The sequence below is a fragment of the Streptococcus oralis genome (assembly GCF_001075675.1).
GTDB classification, from domain to species: Bacteria; Bacillota; Bacilli; order Lactobacillales; family Streptococcaceae; genus Streptococcus; species Streptococcus oralis_V.
Genome location: NZ_JUNW01000003.1, coordinates 114711 through 133420 on the forward strand (window position 1 = coordinate 114711; position 18710 = coordinate 133420).

18 protein-coding genes are annotated in these 18710 nt (G+C 40.8%); 2 read left to right on the forward strand and 16 right to left on the reverse strand.

Going from position 1 to position 18710, the window contains the following annotated elements; genetic code table 11:
- Positions 1-4: 4 nt before the first annotated feature.
- From ADM50_RS00660 to gyrA, 13 genes are all read right to left on the reverse strand, one after another.
- Entirely contained in the window at positions 5-436 is a 432-nt protein-coding gene (locus tag ADM50_RS00660) for an arginine repressor (protein ID WP_001034390.1), read from the reverse strand.
- Positions 429-1244, reverse strand: coding sequence for a TlyA family RNA methyltransferase (locus ADM50_RS00665; protein WP_049484182.1), 816 nt, complete (start codon positions 1242-1244; stop codon positions 429-431). Before ADM50_RS00665 ends, ADM50_RS00660 begins: the two co-directional genes overlap by 8 nt.
- Complete coding sequence (locus ADM50_RS00670; RefSeq protein WP_049484183.1) at positions 1237-2112, reverse strand: polyprenyl synthetase family protein; 876 nt, start codon at positions 2110-2112, stop codon at positions 1237-1239. Before ADM50_RS00670 ends, ADM50_RS00665 begins: the two co-directional genes overlap by 8 nt.
- Positions 2109-2321: an exodeoxyribonuclease VII small subunit gene (locus tag ADM50_RS00675; RefSeq protein WP_033629613.1), complete on the reverse strand. Its 213-nt coding sequence runs from the start codon at positions 2319-2321 to the stop codon at positions 2109-2111. The genes ADM50_RS00670 and ADM50_RS00675 overlap by 4 nt, the downstream gene beginning before the upstream one ends.
- A complete protein-coding gene (gene xseA / locus ADM50_RS00680) occupies positions 2299-3639 on the reverse strand; it encodes an exodeoxyribonuclease VII large subunit (protein ID WP_049484184.1) in 1341 nt (446 codons plus the stop codon). The genes ADM50_RS00675 and xseA overlap by 23 nt, the downstream gene beginning before the upstream one ends.
- Positions 3640-3767: 128 nt before the next feature.
- Positions 3768-4406, reverse strand: a complete 639-nt coding sequence (udk, locus tag ADM50_RS00685) for a uridine kinase (protein WP_001181376.1) — start codon at positions 4404-4406, stop codon at positions 3768-3770.
- A gap of 111 nt (positions 4407-4517) precedes the next feature.
- Positions 4518-5396, reverse strand: coding sequence for a tRNA pseudouridine(55) synthase TruB (gene truB, locus ADM50_RS00690; protein ID WP_049484185.1), 879 nt, complete (start codon positions 5394-5396; stop codon positions 4518-4520).
- 27 nt (positions 5397-5423) lie between these two features.
- Positions 5424-6671, reverse strand: coding sequence for a glutamyl-tRNA amidotransferase (locus tag ADM50_RS00695; protein WP_049484186.1), 1248 nt, complete (start codon positions 6669-6671; stop codon positions 5424-5426).
- A 25-nt stretch (positions 6672-6696) separates the two neighbouring features.
- Positions 6697-7971 carry a DUF2130 domain-containing protein gene (locus ADM50_RS00700; protein ID WP_049484187.1) on the reverse strand — a complete coding sequence of 425 codons (1275 nt, stop codon included), beginning with the start codon at positions 7969-7971 and terminating at the stop codon, positions 6697-6699.
- A gap of 94 nt (positions 7972-8065) precedes the next feature.
- Positions 8066-9346: an O-acetylhomoserine aminocarboxypropyltransferase/cysteine synthase family protein gene (locus ADM50_RS00705; protein ID WP_049484188.1), complete on the reverse strand. Its 1281-nt coding sequence runs from the start codon at positions 9344-9346 to the stop codon at positions 8066-8068.
- A gap of 150 nt (positions 9347-9496) precedes the next feature.
- The gene (locus ADM50_RS00710; protein WP_000254787.1) at positions 9497-10294 is read right to left on the reverse strand and encodes a formate/nitrite transporter family protein; all 798 of its coding nucleotides are present in this window, start codon (positions 10292-10294) and stop codon (positions 9497-9499) included.
- A 198-nt stretch (positions 10295-10492) separates the two neighbouring features.
- On the reverse strand, positions 10493-11239 hold the full coding sequence (locus tag ADM50_RS00715) for a class A sortase (RefSeq protein WP_000018506.1): 747 nt from the start codon (positions 11237-11239) through the stop codon (positions 10493-10495).
- Positions 11239-13707 carry a DNA gyrase subunit A gene (gene gyrA / locus ADM50_RS00720; RefSeq protein WP_049484189.1) on the reverse strand — a complete coding sequence of 823 codons (2469 nt, stop codon included), beginning with the start codon at positions 13705-13707 and terminating at the stop codon, positions 11239-11241. Before gyrA ends, ADM50_RS00715 begins: the two co-directional genes overlap by 1 nt.
- A gap of 193 nt (positions 13708-13900) precedes the next feature.
- Here gyrA and ADM50_RS00725 point away from each other — a divergent pair, with 193 nt between their 5' ends.
- Positions 13901-14887, forward strand: a complete 987-nt coding sequence (locus ADM50_RS00725) for an L-lactate dehydrogenase (protein ID WP_000204722.1) — start codon at positions 13901-13903, stop codon at positions 14885-14887.
- A gap of 131 nt (positions 14888-15018) precedes the next feature.
- Here ADM50_RS00725 and ADM50_RS00730 read toward each other — a convergent pair whose 3' ends face one another.
- Together ADM50_RS00730 and ADM50_RS00735 are read right to left on the reverse strand one after the other, a co-directional pair.
- Entirely contained in the window at positions 15019-15294 is a 276-nt protein-coding gene (locus ADM50_RS00730) for an HU family DNA-binding protein (protein WP_001284636.1), read from the reverse strand.
- Between the two features lie 107 nt (positions 15295-15401).
- Positions 15402-16238, reverse strand: a complete 837-nt coding sequence (locus ADM50_RS00735; protein ID WP_000195456.1) for a DegV family protein — start codon at positions 16236-16238, stop codon at positions 15402-15404.
- 141 nt (positions 16239-16379) lie between these two features.
- On the opposite strand from ADM50_RS00735, the gene ADM50_RS00740 reads away from it, so the two are divergent.
- Complete coding sequence (locus ADM50_RS00740; RefSeq protein WP_000619787.1) at positions 16380-17228, forward strand: YitT family protein; 849 nt, start codon at positions 16380-16382, stop codon at positions 17226-17228.
- A 22-nt stretch (positions 17229-17250) separates the two neighbouring features.
- On the opposite strand, the gene ADM50_RS00745 is transcribed toward ADM50_RS00740, so the two are convergent.
- Positions 17251-18648: an APC family permease gene (locus ADM50_RS00745; protein ID WP_049484190.1), complete on the reverse strand. Its 1398-nt coding sequence runs from the start codon at positions 18646-18648 to the stop codon at positions 17251-17253.
- Between the last annotated feature and the right edge of the window lie 62 nt (positions 18649-18710).

The window sequence follows — 18710 nt, forward strand, 5'->3', positions numbered from 1 at the left end:
TGACCTACCATTTTTTGACTTGTTCAACAATTTCTTCAGCTGCCTCTGCTGTTCTAGCTACAATTAAGATAGAATCATCATCAGCTAGACAGCTAAAAATCTGTTCAGAGAATGCCTCAACCAACTGACTCTTCACAAAAATAGTATTTCCAGGAATGACAGCAAGGTTGATCATATTTCCCATTAACTCAGAACTCACAATATTGTCCTCAGCCAACTGCAAACTTTTGACGATTGATTTTGGCAACTCATAGATATAGGTGTTGTTCTTCAAAGGAATTTTAACAATCCCAAGCTCCTTGATGTCCCTTGAGACAGTGGCTTGCGTAGCAGAAATACCTGCTTCCTTCAAATGCTCAACGATTTCTTCCTGAGTCCCGATCTGATAATCCGTAACAAATCTTCTAATTTTTTCAAGTCTCTCTTTTTTATTCATCTTTAAATTCTCTATGTGCTCTCTCTACAACTTTTTCTATTTCGGGGGCAACTTGATTACTTGCTCCCTCTTCCTTTTTCAAATATGCCAGAAATTCAATGTTTCCATGTCCACCTTGGATTGGTGAATAGTCTAATCCAAGCACTGAAAAACCTTGTTCAACTGCCATAGCAGTGACAGCTTCAAGGACAGTTTGATGAACCTTGGCATCTCGAATGATTCCATTCTTTCCAATCTGCTCACGACCTGCTTCAAACTGGGGTTTGACAAGTGCCACCACCTGACCTTGATCAGCCAAGACACGATGCAAGGCAGGCAAAATCAGACTGAGGGAAATGAAACTCACATCAATACTGGCAAAGCTCGGTTCCTGCTCAAAATCAGTCTTTTCAGCGTAACGAAAATTAAACTGCTCCATGCTGATAACCCGCGGGTCTTGGCGTAATTTCCAAGCCAACTGATTGGTGCCAACATCGACTGCAAAGATCAACTCAGCACCATTTTGCAACATGACGTCAGTAAATCCTCCAGTGGAGGCCCCAATATCAATCGTGGTTGCGCCATCCACTGATAAATCAAAGACCTGCAAGGCCTTCTCTAGTTTTAGACCACCTCGACTGACATACTTGAGTTTTTCACCCTTGAGTTTTAGCTCAGTGTCATCTGGGATTTTCTCTCCTGGTTTGTCAAAGCGTTCTCCATTAAGAACAGCCACAACAAGCCCAGCCATAACACCGCGCTTGGCTTGTTCACGCGTTTCAAACAAACCCTGTTTATAAGCTAGTACGTCCACTCTTTCCTTAGCCATTGATTCTCAAACTTTCTACTACTTTCACAATCGGCGCTGTTTCAAAGCTGACTTGCTGGGCGATTTCTTCTAATTTAGCCTCGGCTTGATCCAGAGTTTGGTTACAAAAGGCAATTGCCTCTTCCAAGCCCAACAAGGCTGGATAGGTTGATTTTTCAGCCTGCAAGTCCTTTTGTGGAGTCTTGCCGATTTCCTCAAAACTAGCTGTCACATCCAGTACATCATCTCTGACTTGAAAGGCCAGCCCAATCAATTCACCAACCGTTTTCAATTTTGCTTGTATTTCTGGCGCTAATTCTGCTATGATAGCGGCGGCTTGGAAAGGATAGGCTAGTAATTTTCCAGTTTTATTGGCATGAATGGTCTGGAGTTCTTCCAAGGACAAATGCTGGTGTTCGCCTTCCATATCTAAAACCTGCCCTGCAACCATGCCTAGACTTCCTGATGCAAGGGATAAGTTGGCAATCAAGTCCACCTTGATCTGACTTGGCAAATCCGCCTGCGCTATTAAGGCATAGGGATCTAGGAACAAGGCATCTCCTGCCAATATTGCCATCGCTTCGCCAAATTTCTTATGATTGGTTAAACGCCCTCGACGGTAATCGTCATCATCCATAGCAGGAAGATCATCGTGAATCAAGCTCCCTGTATGAATCATTTCCAAGGCCGCGGCCACCTGCGCGTGAGCAGGTTTAATAGCGACCTGCAAGGCTTCCAGAACTTCTAACAAGAGAAAAGGCCGAATACGCTTGCCACCAGCATGAATGGAATAGAGAACGGACTCTCGCAAACTAGAGGCAAACTGCTGGTCTCCATAAAAGTCTTCCAAGGCAGACTCGACAAGAGCTAATTTTTCTTGCTTCTTCATTCAAAATCACTTTCTGTTCCGTCTTCTTGCATGACCTTAACCAAGGTCTTTTCAGCCTTGTCCAACGTCGCTTGGAGCTCTTTTGACAAGATCATGCCCTTTTGAAAAGCAGCAATTGCATCTTCTAGAGCGATTTCACCATTTTCCAAACTTTGGACAATGGTTTCCAGTTCTGCTAGATTTTCCTCAAATTTCTTTTGTTTTGACATCTTTAACCTCTAATTCTACTTGACCATCTCGCATCAAAAGCGTCACTTGGTCTTTTTTATTCAACATCTCAACAGAATCGACTACGGACTCTTCTTTTTTGACAATAGCATAACCACGCGCTACGATTCGACTGGTATCCAACATCAGCAGAGCTTCTGAAAGTCGCTTGACTTCAGCAACCTTGGCATCATAAACCAGCGCCATTTGGCTGCGTAGGAACTTGTCCAACTGACTTAGACGGTCTTGATAACGCTGGATTTTGGTAACAGGTGATAATTGGACTAGTTGATGCGTCCTTGCTTGGACTAGCTGTTTGCTATCAGAAATCCGTGTTCGCAAACTTTGTTTTAATCGCAGTTGCAGCTGATCCAACCGTTGCAAATAGCCGTCATACAAGCGCTCTGGCTGTCTAAAGATGACCGACTGACTGCATTTTTTCAGAGCTTCTTTTTTTCTTGACAGGACATTCTGAACTGCTGTCGCCATCCGCTTTTCTTGATTTTGCAAATGGGTCAGAAGATCCAACTTGGTTACAGGTGTTGCCAGTTCAGCTGCAGCTGTTGGCGTTGCAGCCCGTCTATCTGCCACAAAATCCGCCAAGGTCACATCTGTCTCATGTCCCACACTAGAAATGATTGGCAAACGGGATTCAAAAATAGCCCGTACCACAATCTCTTCGTTAAAAGCCCAGAGATCCTCGATGGAACCACCACCACGACCAATGATGAGAATATCTAGGTCCTCACGTTGATTGGCACGCGCAATATTTCTAGCAATTTCCTCCGCAGCTCCATCACCTTGCACCTTAGTCGGATAGAGAAGAATGTCAACACCTGGAAAGCGTCTACTGACGGTCGTGATGATATCTCGAATAACAGCTCCACTACGACTGGTTACTACGCCGATACGCTTAGCAAACTGGGGAAGAGGTTGCTTGAAGCGTTCTTGAAACAGGCCTTCTTCTGTCAATTTTTTCTTGAGTTGTTCAAACTGAATCGCAAGCGCCCCAACTCCATCAGGCTCAGCCTTTTCAATGATGATAGAGTAGCTCCCACTGGGTTCATAAACCTGCACACGCCCAATTACATTGATCTTCATTCCCTCTTCGAGGTCGAAACCTAATTTCTGATAGATCCCTGACCATATGGTCGCTTGAACAACTGCATGGTCATCTTTTAAGGAGAAATATTGGTGAGTAGGTCGTTTACGAAAGTTGGAAACTTGACCAGTTAAATAGACCCGTTCCAAGTAAGGGTCTTTATCGAATTTCATTTTCAGATACTTGGTCAAAGTTGTTACCGATAAATACTTTTCCATCTCCACCTACTATTCATTTTCTTGCTTTTCCATGGGTATTATTATACCAAAAACATGCTTAAAAATCACCTTTTTCCTACTGAAACTAAAGGAAAAATAGAAAAAGGAGGCATTGCCTCCTCATCTGATTATTTGCTGTTTCGTGCTTCTTCCAAAATCTTTGCAATTTTGGTGGTCAAAAGGTCGATAGCAACGGTATTGCTGACCCCTTCAGGAATGACGATATCGGCATACCGTTTGGTCGGCTCAATAAACTGGTGGTACATAGGTTTTACCACACCTAGATATTGGTCAATCACGCTATCCAGACTACGTCCACGCTCCTCCATATCTCGCTTGATACGACGAATAATGCGCACATCATCATCTGTATCCACAAAAATCTTGATATCCATCAAATCGCGCAGGCGCTTGTCCTCCAAGACCAGAATCCCCTCAACGATAAAGACATCCTGAGGCTCCTGACGATAGGTCTTGCTACTCCGCGTATGCTCTGTATAGTCATAAGTTGGAATATCCACCGGGCGCCCTGCCAACAATTCCTTAATCTGCTCGATCATCAAGTCTGTATCAAAGGCAAATGGATGGTCATAGTTAGTTTTGACACGCTCTTCAAAGGTCAAATGAGACTGATCCTTGTAGTATGAATCATGCTCAATCATGGAAATCTTTTCATCAGGAAAATGCGATAAAATGGCTCTTGAAACACTGGTCTTACCACCACCAGAACCACCTGTCACTCCGATAATGATTGGTCTATTTTGCATGCTATCCTCCGTTTTTTTATCCGTCGTCTATTCTATCACATTTTTTACAAAATTTATAGTCTGATTTGGATAGTCTAGGGGAAACAAATCCATCCCCACACTCCAGTTAGACTAGCCAAAAACCTTTCTTGGTTTGTAGAAATTGTCCCTTTTTTCTAAAACGGCAAGCAATTTATCACCTTCAAAAGCAGCCAATTCTTGTTCTGTTTGGTCTAACTCGATAAAACGACCAAAGCGCACTTCTGTAGCCTCTTCTGGAGTTAGGATAACTTTAACAAGGTCCCCTGTTCCAATTTCAAGAGGATGGAGAAAGTCCAGTTGACCAGCCTCGACTTTTTCAGCAATTTCGTCCAAGGTAAGAGCATCCTCCAGTTGTAAACCTGCTGCACTCGTCCGAGTCAAATGGGACATATGGGCCGCATAACCCAGCTTCTCTCCCAAGTCAACTGATAAGGTACGGATATAAGTCCCCTTACTGCATTTCACACGAAATGTAAAACGTGCGAGGTGATCCTCATAAGAAATCGAACTAGTCCGCTCAAATTGATAAATAGTCACCTGACGTTCTGGACGCTCCACTTCCTGACCAGCACGCGCATACTCATAGAGCTTGCGACCATTAACCTTGACAGCCGAATACATAGGCGGAATCTGGGTAATAGGTCCGGTCAGACTCGCAATCGCTTCATCGACAATGGTTTCACCCAAGGGAGAAAAAACGGGTGTCTCTGCGACCACTTCTCCGCTGGCATCCTCAGTCGTCGTTGAATAACCAAGAGTGATCTCCCCCTCATAGACCTTGCCCTCATCCTGCATAAATTCGACCATGCGGGTCGCCTTGCCAACCGCAATGGGCAAAACACCCACCACATCTGGATCCAAGGTCCCACCATGACCAATTTTCTTGGTTCCCAAAATCTTGCGCAGCTTAAAAACCGCATCATGCGAGGTCATCCCCGCTTCTTTTTTTAAGTTGATAATACCGTTCATGTGTTGCTTTCTAATTTCCTTTCACTTCTATTCCTCATTGTTTAAATCAATTTTTTTAATATCATATAAATCCTCAGAGTAAAATAGTTTACCCGACTCAATTGGTAAAATATATTCAAAATTATCATCCTTTTCAAGCTGTTTATATTTTCCATTAACAACCGAAAAGTAGTCAGCATTTATGTTGTAATATCCATCTGGAAAGCTTGAAAAATCAATATCTCCTAGTTCCAATAGGTTGCTTTTGCTAAGTGTTAAATGCAAGCAAAGTGCTCCCTCCTTCATAAAGTCTTTAACAGAAAGAGTCGCATATCCTCTAAAAGCTTGTTTTTCTTTACTGAATGAATTTTGATTTTGAAGAGCCTTTTCTTTTATTAAAGGAGTTATCCTATATGAATTTGATATTTTAAAACCAGGGCTAGCTAATGGCTGTTCTTTATCATCAATAACTACTAAATCATATCCTTTCTTTTGTATTGCACTTTCTACAGCTGATTTAAAATCATTCAGAACTGTCTGTGCCTCTTGGCTCGATGCAGAAAGCCTCAAGAATTCTTTAAAACCATAATTCTCATTAATGAAACTGACCTGTGTTAATTTTTGACGAATGTACTTAGCACCTACTTGGATAGTCATTCCATTATCGGATACTTCAAAAATACTAATATCTGAAACGTTACTTTCTATTTTTACGCTTTTAAGAGCGACATCATAATTCATTCCCCTAGAAGAATAAAACTCTTTTAATTGTTGAACTTTAGCATTATTTCTAAAGTGGATTTGAATTCTACTTCCTACAAATGGAGAAAAAATACCAATCAAAAATAGAATGAGTAACTTGCGACTTAATTTTGGATTATAGTCTTCCTTTTGATAAATCCAATCTAAATACGGAAATAAAAATAATGAAAAAATGAAACTCCAAAGGTCAATATCTTTTATAAAGTCAAAGGAAACGATCATTTTAAATCTTAGCAAAAACATCAGAAAAATTGCTAAAAAAATATTTCCAAGCAATAGAAAAGCAATGATGCGTTTCGATTCATTTTTTGCTTTTCGCACATAAGATATCCCCACCAGAAGATTAGCCAAAAAACTAATTCCATAACCGAATGTAGTTGGAATAAATCCAAAAATAGCAAAGAATAAATTATATCTTGAGTCAGTATCGCCTACGCCTTCAATATTTAAAAGACCATATAGGAGATTAAGAAAAAATACAACTAATGGTAAATAAGCAATATAAATTTCCGAGAATTTCAAAGATTTTTTCATAGTAACTCCTGTTGTTAAGGTAATCTCACTCCCCCTTCAGCGCTTCAAATTTCGCTTTCATGGTTGGATTTTTTCGGGTCAATTTTTTTACTGAAACATCTTCCAGTTTATTATTTGCAAGACGAAGTTGATTTTCAGATGTGGTTAGGAATTTCTTAACCTCTTCCATACGCTTAATGGCTTTATCGATTTCATCGATTGCTTTACCAAAGTTGGTTGAAGCAGAGTTGTAGTTTTTGGCAAAAGCTACTTTGAAGGCATCTAAGTCTTCCTCAAAATGTGTAATATCGATATTCTGCTCGCGAACCAAGGCCAACTCCTGCTTGTACTTGAGGGAATTAAGCGCCGCATTACGCAAAAGCCCAATCAACTGAATAAAGAATTGAGGACGGACCACATACATCTTTTCATACTCGTGACTAACGTCCACAATCCCTGTGTTAAAGTAGTCGTTATCGGCCTCTAGCATGGTCACCAAAACGGCATACTCACAGTTCTTCTCCCGACGGTCCTTGTCCAATTCCTTGTAAAAATCTGCATTCTTGTGCTTCTTCTCAGTTCCGTCCGCTTCATTTTTCATTTCAAACATGATGGAAATAATTTCGACCCCATTTTCATCACATTCACGGAAGATAAAGTCACCCTTAGACCCACGCGCAGAGACCTTGTTATCCTTCTCAAAATAGGCATTTGGAAAGGCGAAACTACGTACCTTGTTAAACTCACTCTCTGCATACTGTTCAAGACTTTCTCCAATGGATTTTGTAGATTGTTGAGCCTTGAAATTCTTGTAGAATTCGACCTGTTCACTGGCAGCCTTAAGCTGGGCTTCGTAATTTTGCTTAACAGAAGCCAAAGACAGCTCATTTTCCTTTTCTTGCAAGAGGAGCTGGTTTTTGACCTGATCACGCTCTCTTTCTAAATCAGAAAGGGTCTTTTGCAGTTGATTTTCATGCTCCAAACGCAAGGTGGCCAATTGGTTTTCCAAGGCCTGTAGTTCCTTGTCCTTTGCCAATAAAGCCTGATGACTTGTCTGTTCAACTTCTTTCTTGGCCAACTCTTTCTCTGTATCAAAGTTTTGGATTTGACTCTGCAGTTGCGCAATTTCTTGGTCTTTTTGAGCCAGTTTAGTCTGTTGCTCATTCATGGCCTTTTGCTCAGCCAAGGCCAGCTCCTGCTTCATGCGATCGTGTAATTCCTTATCAAACTCGGCAGTTCTCACTTGGGATAAGAGTTCGGCATACTGACTTTCATTTACTGTAAAGACTTCCCCACAGTTGGGACATTTGATTTCGTTCATAACTTTCCTCTTTCTAGACTTCTGTAACCATTATATCATGCCTGAGGAAAAATCAAAAACAGCGAGTCGAAACCCACTGTTTATATCTGTTACTTTAAATTTTTTCCAAGGCCAAGCGCAAATCTTCAATCAAATCCTCTACATTTTCAAGACCGATCGACAAGCGGATTTGGTTTGGTGTGACACCTGCTGCTTCTAGATCTTTTTCTGACAACTGACCGTGAGTGGTTGTCGCTGGATGAACAACAAGCGATTTGGCATCTGCCACGTTTGCAAGGTCAGAGAAGATTTCCAAATTATCAATTACCTTGCGAGCTTCTGTTTCTCCACCTTTGACATGGAAGGTAAAGATTGAACCCACACCTTTTGGCAAGTATTTCTCAGCCAAAGCATGATATGGACTGTCAGCAAGTTTTGGATAATTAACCTTCTCTACCTTAGGATGGTTGACAAGGAAATCAACAATTTTCTCTGCATTTTGCACATGGCGTTCGACACGAAGAGAGAGAGTTTCAAGCCCTTGGAGCAAGAGAAAGGCATTAAATGGCGACAAGGCAGCACCTGTATCACGGAGCAATTGAACACGAACAGCGATAATAAAGGCTGCAGCACCCACATCACGAGTATAGCTCAAGTTGTGGTAACTTGGGTCTTCCTCAACAAATTGAGGGAACTTCCCTGAAGCCTCCCAGTCAAAACGACCACTGTCGACAATCACTCCACCAATAGTCGTACCATGCCCACCGATAAACTTAGTTGCTGAGTGAATGGAAATATCTACACCGTGAGAGAAGACGTTAATCAAATATGGTGTGGCAAAAGTGTTGTCTGAAATGAGAGGAATATTGTGCTTATGCGCAATCTCAGCCAATTTTTCTAAGTCAGGAATGTTAATCAAGGGATTCCCCAAGGTTTCAATCAAGACAAGTTTGGTATTGTCATTGATAGCTGCTTCTACTTCCTCCAAATTATCCACATCGACAAAGGTTGTTGTGATCCCATAACGAGGAAGGGTTTCTTTCAAGAGGTTGAAGGTCCCACCGTAAATAGTTGACGCAGCCACCACATGGTCACCTGCGTGAGCAAGCGCCAAAATAGTGTAGGTTACAGCAGCCATACCTGATGCTGTCGCTAGCGCTCCAACACCACCTTCAAGAGCAGCGATTCTTTCCTCAAAGGCTGCTGTTGTAGGGTTGGTAATACGAGTATAGATATTGCCTGGTTTTCTCAAGGCAAACAAATCGGCACCTTCTTGCGTGTCATCAAAAACGAAGGATGTTGTTTGATAAATCGGTACTGCACGAGACTTGGTCGCTGGATCAACTACTTGCCCAGCATGTAATTGTAGAGTTTCAAATTTAAAATCACGAGTCATATGACGACCTCCAAATAGCTTCATTAGGGATATTGTATCATCTTAGGCTAGCCTTTTCCAATACCGTTTTTCTATATTTTGATATAAGGAATAACTATGGCTAGTCTTACACATCAAACAAAAAAGCACGATATAACTCGTGCCCGTTTTTTAATCTACATAAGTATCTTCGTTTTTATTGAGGAAGGCGTATGGCAAGCCCATCAAGAGACCTCCTCCGATAAAGTTCCCGACAAAGGTTACACCCCAGTGACGAAGAATATTAGGTATGTCAAAGTTAGCAATTGAATCAGCAGCAACACTAAACTTAACAATCGCAAAAGAAGCAAAGTTCGCAGCAATGTGTTCGTTTGTTAAGAATACAAACATGTAAATTGCTGACAAAACAAGCCAAAGTTTGGCGCCACCGTCTTTCACCAAAACAAATGAAAGAATGGCAATGTTTACAAAGATATTGGCTAAAATACCTTCAAGTAAGACTAACTCATTGGAACGACCTAACTTCATCTCTACAACCCCTGAAATGAAGCTATCATGTGTTAGATTTGCATAGGCTGCTGAGTGGGCAAAGCCCCAACCTGCTATCAAAGCTCCGATAAGGTTGAACAAGGTACAGTAAAGTAAAATCTCAGCTGTTTTTCTCCAAGAGATTTTTTTCAAGAAACTACCAGCTGTCAAAAACATCATATTCGAAGTTACCAGCTCAGCATTCAAGAAAACAATGTAGGCCAATCCCCAAGCAAAAACAAATGGGAAGAGGAAACGTCCACTACCTGGAGCAATTTTATTTATCAAGTCAGCCCCAACCGCACCCGCAGCCGTACTAAATGTTAAAAAGGCACCTGCAAACATGGAACGAATCGCATACTTAAACTTACTTTGGCTATAAAGACTCTCTTTCTTCTTACAAGCAAATTCAATCTTTGAAATAAATTCTGAAGAGACCATAAAAAACTCCTAAACTTTTATTTGTGATAATTATAACATAATTCTTGTTTTCTAGAAAGCGTTTTCCGTAAATTTCTAAAATATTTATCTTAAAAATCTATATCGTAAGGCTTACAAACCTTTTTCATATGAACTATTTTGATTCTATTTGTTCATATAAAAAACCAGTGAAATAGCACTTCACTGGTTCATTCATAATTAATATCGTTGTCTATACGGTTGATTAAAGGCCTTCAAAATATCCTCAGAAGTCTCAGAATAAGCCTTTGAGTCTTTGAAGATTCCTTTGACGATTATACGCTCGGTCTCATTATAATCAACACAAGTAACCAAAGTAATCTCCTGCACACCAATACGATCATCGATTTCGTCTACACGGTCTGGTGTAACACGTTTTACTTCTGTAATCTCATAAGTATAAACTTTATCCTTATCCGTCAGATAAATTTTCATACCCGCTTTGGCATTGACCAAAGGTGAGAAGAGCATTTGACTGGCATTTTCAGCAGTAAAGATATGGTGACTTGCTAGAGAATAGTTCCCTTCTCCCATTTTTTGATCTGGTTTCATGGTCCCTGCTCCGTAGAACAAGTTTACATTATCCAAACCTTTAAAAATCGGTAAGTTTATCTCCACTTCGGGAATAGCAATACCTCCAATAACGGGAAGTTTCTGAGCATCCCATTGTGAAGCCAATACAGCTTCGGATGAAATAGACTTAACAGAGTCAAAATCAAAATTCCCTTCGGTTTTTAGATTTTCATCTATATTTTCCTTAGTGACTTGATTGACTTGGTATTTATTGGTATTCCAGACCAAAAAGATATCGCGAATCTTTGAATTAAAAATTAAAGCTAGCGATAAAAGAATTAAGAAACCTGCTAAAATATTAATAAATAGATTTCTGCGCTTATTCTTCTTATTTTTCGTTTTTTTATGAGACATTATACTTCACCTTCTGTTTCAATTTCAGTCCCAACTTCTTCTTTTTCTGCCGCAGCAACCGTTGTAAAGGTCACAATCTTAGCATCCTGATCTAGACGCATCACCTTAACTCCCATAGTTGAGCGTCCAGTTTGTGAAATATTGGCAACGTTAGTACGGATCATGATACCTGTATCTGTGATAATCATCAGGTCTTCATCTCCCTTAACAGTGAGGAGACCTGCCAGAGGACCATTCTTCTCAGCAACATTGGCAGTTTTCATCCCTTTACCACCACGGCCTTTAGTAGGATATTCAGTAGCTAGTGTACGTTTACCATATCCTTTTTCAGTGATGATAAGAACTTCGTCTTGGTTTGTAATCACGCTAGCACCAACTACTGTGTCACCCTCACGAAGATTGACTCCTCGGACACCTGTCGCGATACGGCTCATGCCACGAACAGCTGATTGATTAAAGCGAACGGCATAACCAAACTTGGTACCTATGATAATATCCATATCTTCTTCTGTCAGCAAGACATTAATCAATTCGTCTTCATCCTTAAGATTCAAAGCTTTAAGTCCATTTTGACGAATGTTAGCAAACTCTTTGACACTGGTTCTCTTCACGACACCATGACGAGTTGTAAAGAAGAGATAAGCGTCATCACTACGTTCAGACTCAACGTTGATGATGGTCTGAATACTCTCACCTTCGTCCAACTTCAATAGATTGACAACTGGCAAGCCCTTAGCAGTACGACCGTATTCAGGGATTTCATAACCTTTTAGTCGGTATACGCGTCCTTTATTGGTAAAGAAGAGCAGATGATCATGGGTGCTGGTTGAAACCAACTCACGCACAAAGTCATCATCCTTAACTCCCGTACCTTGAACTCCACGGCCACCACGTTTTTGAGCAGTGAATTCACCTTGGTCCAAACGTTTGATATAGCCCTTATTAGAAAGGGTAATCAAGACATCCGTTTCTTCAATCAAATCTTCATCTTCAAGAGTTAAGACTTCTCCGACCATCAACTCCGTACGACGCTTGTCACCAAACTTGCGTTTGACTTCGTCCAATTCCTCTTTGATAATTTGCGCCACGCGTTCAGGTTTGGCAAGAATATCAGCCAAATCTGCAATCAAGGCAATCAACTCATCATATTCAGACTGAATCTTATCACGTTCCAATCCTGTCAAACGACGAAGACGCATATCAAGGATGGCTTGACTTTGACGTTCAGAAAGCTTGAACTTGCTCATCAACTCAGCTTGCGCTTCCGCATCTGTTTCACTGGCACGAATGATACGAATCACTTCATCGATATGGTCAAGTGCAATTAAAAGACCTTCTAAGATGTGCGCACGCGCTTCGGCTTTTTCCTTGTCAAAACGAGTACGGCGAACAACCACTTCTTTTTGGTGTTCGATATAAGCATCCAAAATTTGACGAAGGGACAAGATTTTTGGCACACCATTTTGAATCGCCAACATGTTGAAACCAAAATTGGTTTGCATCTGGGTCATCTTGAAGAGGTTGTTAAGGATAACGTTGGCAGACGCGTCGCGTTTAACCTCGATTACAAAGCGGACGCCTTCACGGTTGGACTCATCACGTACGGCTGTAATGCCCTCAATTCGTTTTTCCTGAACCAAGCGAACAATATGCTCATGTACCTTGGTTTTATTAACCATATAAGGGAATTCCGTTACAACGATACGCTCACGACCCGTCTTAGTGGTTTCAATCTCTGTACGAGAACGAAGGACAATGGAACCTTTACCAGTCTCATAAGCCTTATGAATACCTGATTTCCCCATAACAAGAGCACCAGTCGGAAAATCTGGACCAGGCAAGACTTCCATCAAGTCCTTAGTCGTCACTTCAGGATTATCCATAACCAACTTCACTGCATCAATGGTTTCACCCAAGTTGTGAGGTGGAATATTGGTTGCCATCCCAACAGCGATACCCGTTGCTCCATTGACCAAAAGGTTTGGAAAACGAGCAGGCAAAACCAAGGGTTCACGTTCGTTAGCATCGTAGTTATCTACGAAATCAACTGTGTTTTTATTGATGTCACGAAGCATTTCCAGAGCAATCTTGCTCATACGTGCCTCAGTGTACCGTTGCGCGGCAGCACCATCCCCGTCCATAGAACCAAAGTTTCCATGCCCATCAACAAGCATGTAACGGTAGCTCCACCACTGGGCCATACGAACCATGGCTTCGTAAATAGAGGAATCTCCGTGCGGGTGGTATTTACCCATAACATCCCCTGTAATACGGGCTGATTTTTTATGAGGTTTGTCTGGTGTAACACCTAGTTCATTCATTCCATAAAGAATACGGCGGTGAACAGGTTTTAAACCGTCTCGAACATCAGGAAGAGCCCGCGCTACGATAACACTCATGGCGTAATCGATAAAGCTAGTCTTCATCTCCTTTGTCAGATTGACATTCACTAAATTTCTATCCTGCATTCATAAATGCCTCATTTCACTATTAGTAATTAGATATATTATACCATAATTTGTCCTTCATTTCAGCCTTCTGAAACCACTAAAACGTTTACATCGATAACCGAATAGAATATTCGTGACAAAGCTTTTCAAAAGTGATAGAATGAAATTGTCTGGGGATTCCCCTAAAAAAAATGAAGGAGATGTTTAGATAATGACTTCAACTAAACAACACAAAAAAGTGATCCTTGTTGGTGACGGTGCCGTAGGTTCATCTTATGCTTTCGCACTTGTTAACCAAGGAATTGCACAAGAGCTTGGAATTATCGAAATTCCACAATTACACGAAAAAGCTGTTGGTGATGCGCTTGACCTTAGCCACGCCCTTGCCTTCACTTCACCTAAAAAAATCTACGCTGCTCAATACTCTGACTGTGCAGACGCTGACCTTGTTGTTATCACTGCAGGTGCTCCTCAAAAACCAGGTGAAACTCGCCTTGACCTTGTAGGTAAAAACTTGGCTATCAACAAATCAATCGTAACACAAGTTGTTGAATCAGGTTTCGATGGTATCTTCCTTGTTGCAGCTAACCCAGTTGACGTTTTGACTTACTCAACTTGGAAATTCTCTGGATTCCCTAAAGAACGTGTTATCGGTTCAGGTACTTCACTTGACTCAGCACGTTTCCGTCAAGCACTTGCTGAAAAATTGGATGTTGATGCTCGTTCCGTTCACGCCTACATCATGGGTGAACACGGAGATTCTGAGTTTGCGGTTTGGTCACATGCTAACATCGCTGGTGTAAACCTTGAGGAATTCCTTAAAGACACTCAAAACGTTCAAGAAGCTGAATTGATTGAATTGTTCGAAGGTGTTCGTGACGCTGCTTACACAATCATTAACAAAAAAGGAGCTACATACTACGGTATCGCAGTAGCACTTGCTCGTATCACAAAAGCAATTCTTGATGACGAAAATGCAGTACTTCCACTTTCAGTCTTCCAAGAAGGTCAATACGGTGTTAAAAACGTCTTTATCGGTCAACCAGCTGTTGTTGGTGCACACGGTATTGTTCGTCCAGTAAACATTCCATTGAACGACGCTGAAACTCAAAAAATGCAAGCATCTGCTAAAGAATTGCAAGCTATCATTGATGAAGCATGGAAAAACCCTGAATTCCAAGCAGCTTCTAAAAACTAATGAAAAGAAGGTTCTCAAACATGGGAACCTTTTTCTTTTTGCACAGAATCATAACTCAACTTTTCAAATAAACAAAAAAAGCCTATCGACCAAGCAATGAAGCTTGATACAATAGGCTTTTTGAAAATTCATTATTTAACAGCGTCTTTAAGAGCTTTACCAGCTTTGAATGCTGGTACTTTAGAAGCTGCGATTTTGATTTCTTTACCAGTTTGTGGGTTGCGACCTTTACGTGCAGCACGCTCACGAACTTCAAAGTTACCGAAACCGATCAATTGAACTTTTTCACCAGCTGCAAGGTATTCAGTTACTGCTGCAAATACAGCGTCAACTGCTGCTGCTGAATCTTTCTTAGTCAATTCTGTAGCTTCTGCTACTTTAGCGATCAAATCTTGTTTGTTTGCCATGTTAACAAATCCTCCAAATAATTTCTAATTAACAAATATAATCATATCCTAAAATCGGCTATAGGTCAAGTCAAAAACACTATTTTGACCATTTTTTCTCTATTTTTTTAGGAATTGTAGCGAATTAGAATCGCCCAAGCATTCTCTCCAGTATGAGTTTGAATAATAGAGCCAGTTTCCAATACAGAGATTGGCTTCTCAACATAAGGTTGCAATAATGCCTTCATCTCATTCGCCCATTCGTTCGTTCCAGCATAGGAAATTCCAATTTCTGCAACTGATTTTTGGGAAAGAGTATTGGTTAATTCCTCAAGCCACTTTTTGAAAGTTTTCGCTCCACGTCCTTTGGCGATTGGTTGGAGTTCGTGGTTTTTCATCTGCATTACTACACGAATATTCAAGAGTGAGCTTAGTAATCCTGTCACACGTCCAATACGACCACCCTTAACTAAGTTTTCTAGCGTCGAAACACCGATATAGAGTTCTGTATGATTTTTGACGTCCTCTACATGAGCTAAGATCGTTTCTAAGTCTTTACCTTCTTTAGCAAGTTTTGCGGCTTCAACAACTTGGAACTTCATTGCTTGATCTGTAAAAGAACTATCAATAACTGTTACATCAGCAGTTGAGAGGCTGGCCCCTTGGCGAGCAGCTTCCACAGTTCCAGACAAGGCATGGGACATGTGAATGGCGATAATTTGACTGCCATCTTTACCTAGTTCTTCAAAGACCTCAGCAAACACTCCCACAGGGGGCTGGCTTGTTTTAGGCAGATTCTTACTTTGTTGCATAAGATGAAGGAATTCTCCCTCTTTCAAATCTGCATCCGAATAAAGCACACTATCAATCATAACTGATAGAGGGACAACAGTGATATTTAATTCTTTAACTACTTCTGGTTCGATAGTAACAGAAGAGTCCGTTACAATTTTTACTTGTGTCATAATTCAATCTTTCTATTCTTCTCGATAGGATTGGGATTTTCTCCTTTATTATATCAAAAAAATGATAAAAAATCATAAGTGATCCGATGAAAAGAACTGAATTTTTGGTATAATTTATCTATAGAAAAGTGAGGAACAGCCATGATTCGAAAACTTCAACCGATTATCACCATTATTCTTGGAGCTGCTATCTATGCCTTCGGTCTTACCTACTTTGTTGTTCCTTATCATTTATTTGAGGGAGGGGCGACAGGTATTACCTTGATTACCTACTATCTTTTTAAGATTCCTGTCTCATTGATGAACCTCTTAATTAATATCCCTTTATTTATCCTGGCTTGGAAAATATTTGGACCTAAGACCCTCTACTCTAGCCTTCTAGGATCCATTTCACTTTCCGTTTGGCTAGCAATCTTTGAGCGCATTCCTTTGCACATCGACTTGCAAGGGGATCTCATCATTGTCGCTTTAGTCTCAGGAGTCTTACTGGGGGTTGGTTTAGGAATTATCTTTAATGCTGGTGGAACCACTGGTGGCTCTGATATCGTTGCCCGTATCCTCAACAAATACACTAATATTTCGATTGGTAAATTGCTTTTTGGGATTGACTTTTTTATCCTAATGTTGATTTTGATTATCTTCCAGGATCTCCGTCTCGTTACCTATACTCTCTTGTTTGACTTTATCATCGCTCGTGTTATCGACTTGATCGGCGAAGGAGGTTATGCTGGTAAAGGATTTATGATTATTACCCAATATCCTGATCAATTGGCCAAAGAGATTAACGATGAACTCGGACGTGGCGTTACCTTTATATCTGGTCAAGGCTACTACAGCAAAAAGGATTTAAAAATTATCTACTGTATCGTCGGTCGAAACGAAATCGTTAAAATGAAAGATATGATTCACAAAATTGATCCTCAAGCCTTTATCACCATCACTGAGGCTCATGAAATTCTGGGTGAAGGATTCACTTATGTGAAAGATTAAAAAAGCTGGGAATTCCCAGCTTTTATTCTTCTTCTGCGAGGGTTGAATGGCGGAACCCGTAAGTAAAGTAAATGACTAGACCAACTACAAGAGCGATGCTAAAGGCAATCCAGGTATCTAAACTATATTGAAGCATAAAGGAAACACAGATAAGAATGGAAAGAATTGGCAAAAGTGGTACCAAGGGAGTTTTAAACTCTCCCTCTTTCGGCATACCCTTATCCTTTCTGAGTTTTATTATTCCGTAGGCTAGCAAAATGAGATAAGCTAGCGTACAGATATTTAAGAAGGCTGCAATACTGGCTAGAGGAAACACTCCTGCAGCAATGGCTGAAGCAACTCCTGTTAAGAGGGTCGCATTTTTAGGAACACGACTAGTCTTGCTTAATTGTTTGAAACTTTGGGGTAAAAGTCCATCACGTGCTAAACTATAAATCATCCGAGACAAAGCGTAAGTCATGGAGATACATACGGTTATCAGGGTTAGAATGGCTACAAGCGAAACATAATTTGCCGCCCAGCTGATACCAATACTCCGTAATGAAAATGCTACTGCATCGTCCACATTGAGCTTACTGTAGTGAACAATCCCTGTCAATACTAAGGTTACCAAGGCATAGAGAATGGTGACGATTGTCAGAGAAAGGACAATTCCGCGAGGAATATTTTTTTGCGGAATTTGAATTTCATCAACTGCCATGGAAATAGACTCAAATCCGAGAAAACCAAAGAACATCAAAGATGCACCCGCCATAATTCCAGTACTTCCACCATATAGTTGACCAAAACCAAATGGAGCAAAATTTGTCCAATTTTCTGGCTTGATGTACCAAATACCAACTAGGATAAATAAGGCGAGAGCTGAGAATTTTAAGACCACTAAAAGCGAATTAAATCGCAAAGCTGCCCTGGAATTTAATAAAACCAATCCCGTTACCAAAGTCAGTACTAAAATAGGCATAAGATCGATATAGGTACCTTGTTCAGGGTTAAAGGTTCCATTCAAGGCTTGCGGCATGGAGATACCATAATTACTGAGCAATCCCTTAAAGTAAGCTGCCCAGCCAGACGCCACACCTGAAACAGCCGTCATGAATTCCATGATGGTCAACCAACCAGCAATCCAGGCTGGCAATTCTCCTAGAATCGCATAGAGATAACTATAAGCACCACCAGTTGCAGGCACACGAGAGGCAAATTCTGCGAAAAAGAGGGCTGATAAAGAAACACACAGGGCAGAAATCACAATGGAAATCACTAGTGCTGGACCAGCTAGGGTAGCCGCTGCTGTTCCTGTAATGGTGAAAATTCCTGTCCCCACCATGGCACCAATCCCTAGAAGAATCAAATCCCACAATTTCAAATGGCGATGCATTTCTGTCTGTCTCAGACTAACATCCTTGGTTCTAAAAATATTCATTCTTCTTCTCCACTAAATGTAATTGTTTTATTTTACCATATAAAAGCACTTTTGTGAATATT